Below are 7,258 nucleotides of genomic sequence, written 5' to 3'. Positions count from 1 at the left end.
CATCTCCCGCGTAGTGTTGGCACTGCCCCTAGCGGCGGCGAAGAGCTGCTTCGAATGAGATTCTTGTAACCTGCAAACTGTAATTTGTAAAAAGTACGTGGATGAATTCGTAAAAGCCTCCATAAGTTAGATGAATCAATCTAATTTATGGAGGCTTTTATATTTTGAGTCAATATCAAGGGAGTTTTCACAGTCCCATTGTTTTTACTCGTTATCGATATGGTCTTCGCTGAGCAGCGAATTGATATACTGCTGAGCCGTGCGCCCCGAGACAGCGCTATGCGCCATCTCCCACTTAACGGCTCCAGCGCGGAGCTCCTCATCCGAAAGCTGAATCTCCGGATGACGATGTGCCAACTGGATGACCATATCGTAAAACTCCTGACGACTCGGGCTGAAATAGCCAATCGACAGGCCGAAACGCGCCGACAGGGATAGTTTCTCTTGAACCGTATCCGTCTGATGCATATCGGAATCGACGACATCCGGACGGTCATTCCAAGTTTCTCGAATCAAATGGCGACGGTTGCTGGTGGCATAAATCAGCACATTGTCCGGCTTAACTTCAAGGCCGCCTTCAATAACCGCTTTGAGATATTTGTACTCGATCTCAAACTCCTCAAAGGAAAGATCATCCATATAGATGATGAACTTATAGTTGCGGTTCTTTATCTGCGCAATGATGCGCTGGAGGTATTTGAATTCGTGTTTATAGACCTCGATCATGCGCAGGCCGCGGTCGTAATACTGATTGAGAATGGCCTTAATGCTCGTGGATTTACCGGTACCGGCATCTCCATAGAGCAGGACATTGTTGGCTTTGCGCCCGGCCACAAAAGCCTCAGTATTCTCTTTAAGCCGCTTCTTCTGATTCTCATAGCCAATCAAATCATCGAGACACATATCGCCTGTCGTCGTGATGGGTTCCAATAATTTTCCAGTTCCCTCGATATCAGGCGATACGCGAAATGCCTTATTGAGGCCAAGCATGCCAACACCATAGCGGTGATAGAAATCCGTAATGATACGGTACATAGCTGCCCCATCTTGGGCTTCCGCAATCTGGGCACTTAACTCCCGGACCTTTTCACTGACACTCTTATTGTAAATCTGTTCTTTTTTCTCTACCGCCTGATAATTCTCGATGATGCTAAAACAATCAAGCCCCAAAGCCCGCTCCAGCATTCCAAAATCATAATGCAAAAGCTTGCGGAAAATCTCCAAATCACTGCGGGCAAATTTCTGCACACTGCCCTCACTGGCACCATGTTTTTCGCAGACAAGCGTAAACGGAGTTTCCGTCGTCGCCAACAAAAACGCCAAATAGTTATGCCATAGATTGCCATTGAATCCATAGTGCGTGGCAACATCCAGCAGCCGCGTGATTTCCGTCAGGACTGCTTCAGACAGCGTTTCTGGATTATACGTGCCCGTCTCGAATTGACGGCAGATATCTGCCAATTTGAACAGAATGCTTTCCCGGTCTATCTTGCGATAAATGATAAGCTTTGCGGTCAGGCGATACATAATATTCTCCTTATTATTTTTCCATCAACAAACCAACGCGTTTTTTGACTTTCGTAAGGGTTTTGCGAGCGATATACGTTGCGCGCTCCGCTCCTTCCCGCATCTTTTCTTCCAAATACGGGCGATTGTTCATGAGCTCGGCATATTTCTCGCGGATCGGCTTCAACTCATCGGATACGGCCTGGCCAACAACTGCCTTGAAATCGCCATAGCCTTTGCCCTCAAATTCCGCTTCAATCTCTGCCATCGTCTTACCCGTGATCGCCGAGTAAATCGTCATGAGATTGCTGACCCCCGGTTTATCCTCGCGGAAGCATACTTTAGCCTCGCTGTCCGTCACCGCACTCTTGAACTTCTTGAGGATGGTTTTCTCATCATCAAGAATCGAAATCGTCGCCTTCGGATTCTCATCGGATTTACTCATCTTGCTGGTCGGGTCCTGCAGACTCATAACGCGCGCACCAGCTTTCGGGAAATAGCCCTCTGGCAGCTTGAAGATTTCTCCGTAGTTGTGATTGAAACGAGCTGCTACATCGCGGGTGAATTCAAGATGCTGCGTCTGGTCCGCACCAACTGGTACATAGTCTGCCTGATAGAGCAGGATATCCCCAGCCATCAATGCCGGATAAGTAAAGAGTCCTGCATTGATATTTTCCGGATGCTTCGAAGATTTATCCTTGAACTGCGTCATGCGGGAAAGTTCTCCAAACTGAGATACGCAGTCCATAATCCAGCCCATCTCCGCATGGCATTTGTTATGGCTCTGGACAAACACCAGGCTTTTTTCCGGATCGATACCGCAAGCCAGCAGCAGCGCAAAGGCCTGCAAGGTCTGCTGGCGGCGTTTTACGGGGTCAATCTGAATGGTCAACGAATGGAGGTCAGCAATAAAGTAATAGCACTGATACTCTTCCTGCATCTTCTGCCAGTTCTTGACTGCCCCGAGGTAATTGCCCAACGTAAATACGCCCGTCGGCTGAATGCCCGAGAGAATAATTTTTTTTGCTTCCTGTTTCTGTTCCATATCGAAATACGCTCCTTTTTGTGCCGGAGCACTAAAAAAGTCCCCGGCAGTAAAAACTGCCAGGGACGAAATCTTTCGCGGTGCCACCCTGATTCATGGCCTCATTGCCATGCGCTTAGCGGAGTACAATCATACTCCCGGCATCTCACGCGTGCCAGACGTCACAGCCTACTCAGCCTCAACCTTTCAGTGTGCCCTCAGCGACCCATTTGCCAGCTCGTTTTTCATCCGGATTGCAGCATCCCGGACTCTCTGGAGAAGCGTTACTGACGTTATCCTCGCCTCAACGGTTTACATATCTTCTTAAGTGTAACACCGTAAAACCTGAGTGTCAACCTTTGTCTGTTGTCAGAGATTCCAGAACGGCTGCACCGATTCGATACGGATCATTCGCTCGCTTCCCGGTTTGTGTTTCCGGCTTTTTGCCTCGCGCTCAAAGGACAGACGGTATACATCCATATCGAATACCGCCGCGGCCATCGCAGCCGCCGGCAGGGTAAAAACATCACCGCCCGTTATATCCACGGCACTTTTGCCCATGGAATCCCATATATCATGCTGCTTCTTTATCACGTGATAGAGCGCGGAAACACCATCTTCGGGAATCGTCGTACACAAGCAGCGTTCCTCCTCAAGCTGAAGATTATCCACCAAATGACGATAAGCCGGCATATCCTCCTTCCGACAAATCACATGAATATTTTGCGGACTTAGCAGGCCTACATTGAATGCCAAATCCTCCCACCTGCTGCCTAAAAGCAGAATCATGCCGTAATATTCCGGAAACGTTTCGTTTTCATACCGCCTGGCGAAGCGCTTTAACGCCAGTGGCATCAATTCTTCTCGATAATAATTGTCCGCCCATAGGGTTTCTTCTGCAGTTTCGGTTGGCATCCCACGCCAAATACCAATCTTCTCTTCTAACGGAATCATCTCGCCAGCCTCCTCGTGAGCTTATTTCTCATCGTTATTCTGATTTCCACCATTTCCCTATTTCCTGCTTTTTCCTTGTTCCGTAATTCTACATTTCGAAAGAATATTCCTGCTTGCTGATACAATAAGCAATAGTGGCGAAAAAAAGAAAAATAGTGTAAAATAGTAGTCGTTTGACGTATATTTGTCTATTTATATAAAACATCACCATTACAACCAGGAGGATTCTACCATGAACAAGCTAGGTTTTATCGGTATGGGAAACATGGCCCAGGCACTTGCCGCTGGTTTTATCCAGTCCGGCAGTATTGATCGGTCAAATGTTTTCGCTTTTGCCCCCAATCAGGATAAACTGAAAAAAAACAGCCAGCGAATCGGCTTTACTCCCTGCGAGTCCCTAACGGCACTTGCCGAGGCAGTTGACACACTGGTCATGGCCTGCAAACCTTACCAAATCGAAGCGGTCCTCAAAGACCTCGGCAGCAGCCTCGAAGGAAAAGCATTGATTTCTGTGGCAGCCGGCTGGGATCATGCAAAATATCAGCAACATATCCAGACGAATACCCGCATCCAGTTCGTCATGCCCAATACCCCGGCCATGGTCGGCGAAGGAGTCCTGCTCTTTGAAGAAACGAACTCCCTGCAGTCAGAAGAACGCAAGGAAATCATGAATCTCTTCGAATCGGTTGGCCTCGTCCAGGAACTGCCCACGTCCCAGATGGGGATTGGCGGCGCGGTCACAGGCTGCGGCCCGGCCTTCGTCGACCTCATGATTGAGGCCTATGGCGATGCCGCGGTAAAATACGGCATGAAACGCGCCGATGCCTATCGGCTGATTTCCCAGATGATTCTCGGCTCGGCCAAATTACAGCTGGCAACTGGTGAGCATCCAGGCGTACTCAAAGACAATGTCTGCTCCCCAGCCGGCACGACCATCCGCGGCGTCACCGCACTGGAGGAAAACGGCTTCCGCAATGCCTGTGTAAAATCTGTCGAGGCCATCATGGAACGATAAACACTCTTCTTATTGATTTGTTGCGAAATAGCTATATTGACGAATAGATATGATGATGCTACAATGAATGTAGTATTTAGATATGGACATATGTTGGCCATAGAAAAAGCCCTTGGGAGTGATGACCCCAAGGGCTTTTTCGTGTACCGTATCAAAGCAAAAATCCTTCCCCGCCGGGAAGGATTTTTTTACTTCTTTTTCTGACCATAGTAGGCATTCGGGCCGTGCTTACGCAGGAAGTGCTTGTCGAGCAAGGCCTGCGGCATAGGGTCGCGGTCGCCGGTGAGCATTTGCGTGTGGAAGGCCATCATGGCGACTTCTTCAAGCACGACGGCATTGTGGACGGCGTTCAGGCAGTCCGTTCCCCAGCAGAAGGGGCCGTGATTCTTGACGAGAACAGCGGGCACATAGTCGGGATTGATGCCGTACTTCTTGAAGCGTTCTACCGCAACGACACCGGTGTTGTACTCGTATTCGCCCTGGATTTCCGCCTCGGTCATATCGCGGGTACACGGAATCTCGCCGTAGAAATAGTCGCCCTGCGTCGTGCCATAGGCGCGCACGCCCTGTCCGGCCTGGGCAAAGATTGTCGCCCAGCGCGAATGGGTATGCACGACACCGCCGATATGCGGAAATTCTTTATAGAAGATACGGTGAGTCTCGGTGTCCGAGGAAGGATTGAGCTCTTGCCGCCCGCCTGCAGGATGTCAAAGCGATGGACAAACGGCAAATTGCAAAGCGTACGCACTTCCCAGTCGTCTTTGCCCTGGTAGTGCAGCATGGCCAGCGAATAGCATTTCTCAAGTTCCCCGATTACTTTTTTATCTACGTTAAACATGGTTATCCTTCTTTCTTACTGTCCCATTTACTCTGCTTTGTCGAGATATGACCGCAGGAAGTCATTGGCTTTCTGCAGTTCTTCGCGCCAGTCCGTCTGCGGGTCATACCAGAACTCGCCGACGAACCGCCGGACGCCCAGCTGCCACGATTTGTTGACGATCTTCTGGAAGTCTACATGCCCGGTGCCAAACGGAATCTCACGGTATTTTCCCGGTACGGTTTCCTTCAAATGAACAGCCACGATATGACCGCGGCCCGTCTCTAAGTCAGCGGCCACATCGCCATCGTAGAGCAGCGCAGCATTGGTGATATTGCCTGAATCCGGATAGACTCCGAGATAAGGCGAATCGACCTGCCGCACATAGTTCATGGCTTTTTCCACCGTATCCATGAACGGCGTCTCCATCGTCTCAAATCCCATCTGGATGCCTTCGGCCGCCGCCATGTCGGCGGCCTTGCGCAGATTCTGCAGGAAATCCGCCCGCGTCTTGTCCGTCCCCTTCTCATAGTAGACGTCATAGCCCGCCAGCTGAATCGTGCGAATCCCCAGCTTAGCCGCAAGCGCTACTGCCTTCTGCATGATTTCGAGGCTGCGATCCTGTTTCTGTATATCGGGACAGCCGAGCGGGAATTTGCGGTGACCGCTCAGGCAGATGGAGCGGAACGGCACGCCGGTTGCCCGCATGGCGGCGCGGACTTCATCAATTTCCCCATCGGTCATATCAAGCCGCGCCAGTTTCGCATCGGTCTCATCAATACTCATTTCCACATAATCAAAGCCGGCATTCTTGGCCGCCTGTAATTTTTCCGCCCAGGTCAGGTCACCGGGCATGGATTTTTCATAAAGCCCTAACTGATATTTGCTCATTTTTCCTTCCCCCCGTCACAAAAAAGGCATAAAAAGGGCTGCTGCACTTTGCAGCAGCCCTGCTGATTCTCAGCTATCAGCTATCAGCTATTAGCCATTGACGATATTGGCCTGGATTTTCTCTTCCATTTCTTTTTCGGCCAGCAGATTCTTGAGGCCGATGACCGTAGCCTTCGTCCCCGTGAAGGTACCAACGAGCGACTCGGAGCAGAACACGACGTCGTAGTTATTCGCCTGCGATTTGGCATCACCGACATTCGTATGATAGATTTCCGCATCAAGGCCGAGTTTCTTGAAGACCTTCTCGAGTTTCATCTTGATGATCTGCGAAGAACCCATACCCGAACCACATGCAGCGATAACTTTCAATTTAGCCATTTTTAAGCACTCCTTTATCATTACCAAACGAATTTTACCATTAATCAATGACGACTTCCTCAACCGGAACACCCTGTTTCTTCGCGAGGATTTCTTTGTATTTGTCAAAATCCTCAGCAATAACGAAATAGGTATCTTTGTTGCGCTGGTAGAGAATCTGTGGGATAGCCAGCAGCAGAATTACTACAGCTGCGACACCGACATACTGCAGGTTCTCCATGATGACGCCGATGAACGGCCAGACCGCATCCCAGTCGAAGTTGCCATGCCAACCACCGAAATTGCCTGTCGTAAAGTGGTAAGCGGCGAAGCCACCGCCAAGTACCTGAATGATACCACTGCAGAACGGGATGATAGCTGCAGCGCGGATACCACCGAGACGGTTGGCGAAGACGGCAAAGGTTGCATTATCGAAGAACAGCGGTACGAATCCCGAGATAATGAGAATCGGGCTGTTGAACACGATAGTACCTTTGATAAAGCCAGCCAAGCATTCATACCATTTTTTCCCTAAAAGTGCATAACCAGCCAGGACGATAAAACCGATAAAGAAGGCCGGTTTCGTCAGGATATTGTTCTGGAAGAACTCCCAAACGGACAATAACATTTCCATAACTTGATTTTCCCCACTTTCGTTTTTCCCCTATGGGAGTCTCCCCAGACTCCCTCACAA

Annotated in this window: 7 protein-coding genes and 1 pseudogene; 1 reads left to right on the top strand and 7 read right to left on the bottom strand. The window is 49.8% G+C overall.

All coding sequences use genetic code 11. The annotated features are described in order from the left end of the window. Positions 1-204: 204 nt before the first annotated feature. The 3 genes from T504_RS0112235 to T504_RS0112225 form a co-directional block, all read right to left on the bottom strand. On the bottom strand, positions 205-1,527 hold the full coding sequence (locus T504_RS0112235) for an ATP-binding protein (RefSeq protein WP_033171332.1): 1,323 nt from the start codon (positions 1,525-1,527) through the stop codon (positions 205-207). Positions 1,528-1,540: 13 nt separating this feature from the next. Further along, positions 1,541-2,551 (bottom strand): tryptophan--tRNA ligase, encoded by a 1,011-nt coding sequence (gene trpS, locus T504_RS0112230; RefSeq protein ID WP_033171418.1) that lies wholly within the window; start codon positions 2,549-2,551, stop codon positions 1,541-1,543. A gap of 348 nt (positions 2,552-2,899) precedes the next feature. Then, positions 2,900-3,484 (bottom strand): hypothetical protein, encoded by a 585-nt coding sequence (locus T504_RS0112225; RefSeq protein WP_033171331.1) that lies wholly within the window; start codon positions 3,482-3,484, stop codon positions 2,900-2,902. 232 nt (positions 3,485-3,716) lie between these two features. On the opposite strand from T504_RS0112225, the gene proC reads away from it, so the two are divergent. Further along, positions 3,717-4,499 (top strand): pyrroline-5-carboxylate reductase, encoded by a 783-nt coding sequence (gene proC / locus T504_RS0112220; protein WP_033171330.1) that lies wholly within the window; start codon positions 3,717-3,719, stop codon positions 4,497-4,499. A gap of 188 nt (positions 4,500-4,687) precedes the next feature. Here the strand turns inward: proC and araD are convergent. The 4 genes and pseudogenes from araD to T504_RS0112200 all read right to left on the bottom strand — a co-directional run. Beyond that, positions 4,688-5,185, bottom strand: a pseudogene (araD, locus tag T504_RS0112215) (L-ribulose-5-phosphate 4-epimerase AraD); the annotation flags it as partial. 179 nt (positions 5,186-5,364) lie between these two features. After that, on the bottom strand, positions 5,365-6,207 hold the full coding sequence (locus T504_RS0112210; protein ID WP_033171329.1) for an L-ribulose-5-phosphate 3-epimerase: 843 nt from the start codon (positions 6,205-6,207) through the stop codon (positions 5,365-5,367). 90 nt (positions 6,208-6,297) lie between these two features. After that, positions 6,298-6,585 (bottom strand): PTS sugar transporter subunit IIB, encoded by a 288-nt coding sequence (locus tag T504_RS0112205; RefSeq protein WP_033171328.1) that lies wholly within the window; start codon positions 6,583-6,585, stop codon positions 6,298-6,300. Positions 6,586-6,625: 40 nt separating this feature from the next. Then, positions 6,626-7,198: a PTS transporter subunit IIC gene (locus T504_RS0112200; protein WP_197018718.1), complete on the bottom strand. Its 573-nt coding sequence runs from the start codon at positions 7,196-7,198 to the stop codon at positions 6,626-6,628. Positions 7,199-7,258 lie beyond the last annotated feature (60 nt).

Source organism: Selenomonas sp. ND2010 (assembly GCF_000702005.1).
Taxonomy (GTDB): Bacteria; Bacillota; Negativicutes; order Selenomonadales; family Selenomonadaceae; genus Selenomonas_A.
This window is presented reverse-complemented; position numbering and strand designations above follow the sequence as displayed.